The 2,919-nt window shown below is 45.3% G+C and carries 3 protein-coding genes and 1 pseudogene; all 4 read right to left on the bottom strand.

Annotated features, from left to right (window positions below; genetic code table 11):
* The coding region (locus ENN47_11635; protein HDP78801.1) for a hypothetical protein at positions 1 to 199 on the bottom strand (199 nt) is incomplete at its 3' end.
* Positions 200 to 480: 281 nt separating this feature from the next.
* Positions 481 to 1,854 (bottom strand): annotated as a pseudogene (locus ENN47_11630) (transglutaminase domain-containing protein).
* Positions 1,855 to 2,082: 228 nt separating this feature from the next.
* On the bottom strand, positions 2,083 to 2,523 hold the full coding sequence (locus ENN47_11625) for an EamA-like transporter family protein (protein HDP78800.1): 441 nt from the start codon (positions 2,521 to 2,523) through the stop codon (positions 2,083 to 2,085).
* Between the two features lie 7 nt (positions 2,524 to 2,530).
* Positions 2,531 to 2,919 (bottom strand): helix-turn-helix domain-containing protein (locus tag ENN47_11620; GenBank protein ID HDP78799.1); only part of this gene is annotated, 389 nt, incomplete at its 5' end.

Raw genomic sequence — 2,919 nt, 5'->3', positions numbered from 1 at the left:
TTTCCGGTCTGTAATTTTTCACTCTAGATTGTAGAACCAGGTCTGTGTTCATCCCGGCTATGTTCAGCGGATCGAACTGCAGACAACCGACTTTTCTGACAAACTGAAGTATTTCATCACTACCCTGAATCCTTTTTGGAGGTAACAAATTCTGGTAGGAGAGCAAAATCCTCTTTGCGTGGTCCTTCGAGATCTTCATACTCAACTTCCTTTCGCTGTCGACTATTCTCTCTGAATGGTATCATGTTTCTTCTTGACCATCACCGTACATTAGGCGAAGCGCCTCTTTCGAAGAGACAATATTGCGAATATTGACGATTCACGAGCCACCTTTCTCCGTATCTGGACGAGTTTCCATTTCCTACGTGAAGCCGGGACAAAACGCCATTTAGTTGCTCGTCTATTTCGCAAATAGAAGCCCCGGGAAGTTTCCCCGGGCTGAATCGACTAAATAATTTCAATGGATCACGCTTTCAAGAATCATCTCAACAGAGTCGTCTTCATCTCAAATGATTCAAGTATCGCTATTGTCACTTCCAGTTTCTCATTTCCAAACTCACTTTCCACGTAAGGACACTGCATGGTGATTTCGAGAGACTGAATATCCGCTGGCCTTTCTTCCGGTATGTAATTGGCCGAGTTCTGGACAATGAATCTTGAAGAGTCCTGGTTTCCGAATAAGTAGTCGATGAATTCCCTTCGTTCTTGCTCGTGATGCCAAAGCTATAAGTCGCAATTTGGACCGCGGATGTGTCGATGGGAATCCAATATATGGGTAGATAAGACTCGGCCCAGAAATAAGTTCCGAGTTCTCCAGCAAAAATCTGAAAACCTCCCGTGTACTTGCCGGTATCCCGATAGATCTGCAGAGGGCGGAGAAGAAAATCGACTGGGTTCCGCAATCTCTGAACCAATGCTCGAAGGAATAGACGCTTTCTGGAACGTCTGACGCATCGATTGAAGCGTGAGCCATGTAGCTGTAAGAGATATTCTCCCCCCCAACGCAGTAATATATCTTTCTGGTCTGGAGGAAGGGGGTTGTCTCATCTTAAACAATGCTTCTGGCCAGTTGCTCGAACCTTTCATAGAAGTAGATGTCGCCTTCAGACTTTGTGAATTCCCTGTACAGGGAGCTTTCGGTGTCATAGTTTCCAACCTCTTCAGGATCGACATTGAACTGTTGTTGGTAGTGTCTGAAAGTGAATTTCACCGCAATGTCTAGATCATCTCACAGATCCGAAAGATCGAATTTGAAAAGAATATAGGCTGTGTTGCCATCTGTTCTCGGTAGTCCAACCATTGCTTCTTTCGGAATGACTTCGAGAACGAAGATTTTCTTTTGAGTTGCATTCTGTAGTGAAATCGGCAGCCAGATTCTCAGAGAGCCCGCTTCCGCAACAAGGACCTTTCAATTTGCAAAGTATATTCAACAAGGTACTCTTTAGGATTGAAATATGGGCTGAAGCTGGATCTAAAATTGGCAAAAGGTGTTTGCCGAAGCGCATATTCGCTGAGAAGGTTCTTGACCAGCAAAGTGTTGGTGGCCGACCAGCTCGGTTCTCTCTTAACCAGTTCTGGATAGCGGGTGTAAAGGTTGTGCTCAAAGCTTGCAAAATACATCTCGACACCTTCAACAACATGCCTTTGAATATCTCTATCCACAATGAATCGCCTAATCTCTTCATCGCTCTTGAGATCTGGATAGTGCCTCAAGATGATCTCTTTGGCCTCTTCGAAAGTCAGCGCGAACTCGATCGTGAGTTTCAGATCATTATGACTCTGGAAATACTCCTTCGATCTCTTAGGAGCGTTGCCTAGAACCGGCGCGGATAGAAGCAAGATCAAAAAACACAAGTTTTGCTTTCACACCTGTACCCCCTATTTTGTCTAAAGAGAATACATGGCACCAGTCAACAACTACTGAACATTCATAATTCAAACAAGTAGTATGTTCTTATGACCGATTGTCGACACCTATGACGTGAGCAACAAAGGCAAGAAGACTCGACGGCAGCTCTCAGACCAGATTACTGGACGGGATGAAGGCGTTGTGCTATTGGAGATAGTTGCGTCTCATCGCACTCACTTCGAAAGCTGATAGATCAGGACTCCGAAAAGCATTAAGAACAGGCCTGTGATTTTCGCTGGAGTCAGGTGAAGAGGTGTCTCGCCGAACAAACCCAAGACATTTATTACCAATGCGAAGATTATCTGTGTGATAACAATTATCACGATCCCTCTGCCGGCGCCAAGAGCAGACACTCCTTGCGCAATGCTAATGATAATCAGAACGCCTATGAACCCCGAAGTTGCATAGATCGGATTCAGTCCTTTTAGCGATTCGATGCTTAGCTCGCCCTTTCCGAAGAGCAGTAGAAGAACTGAAGCAAGGAAAAAACCGGTGCCGTGTATGAAGAAATTCGAGCCGAAAAAGCCTACCTTCTCGCTGAGTCTCGCGCTGAAAACGCTCTGCATGGCGATTACTACGCCTGCGGTCACGGAAAAGAGAATGCCCTTAATCATCTTTCATTCACCCGTACAGATCCGAAGCCGAATTCTTTAGCATGTCGAAGTCGACTATCTTTATCTGTGATCTGCTGACTTCAATTACACCTTCAGAGCTTAGTTCGTTAAGGACCCTGTTAACGTGGCGGTAGCTGGCCCCCAGGAGTTCGGCGATCTCAGCTTGACTTTCAGTTTCCAGTTCGTCCAGCATTCTTTCATTCCTTTCATCCGAGGTCATCAACAAGAGATAGGATGCGATCCTCGTCTTTAGTGGGGCCGATGAAGTCAATGTCTTCACAACGACATTATGGTAAAGCTTAAGGGACAGTTCGCGAAGAATCAATTTGAGAAAGGCAGGACTATTCATCATATGCTCTCTAACCATTGAAAGTTGAAGAGAGAGAAGCTCGGATT

Origin of the sequence: Mesotoga infera (assembly GCA_011045915.1) — a bacterium.
GTDB classification, from domain to species: domain Bacteria; phylum Thermotogota; class Thermotogae; order Petrotogales; family Kosmotogaceae; genus Mesotoga; species Mesotoga infera_D.
Note: the sequence above shows the minus strand (reverse complement) of the source record. Positions and strands in the feature narration are given on the sequence as shown.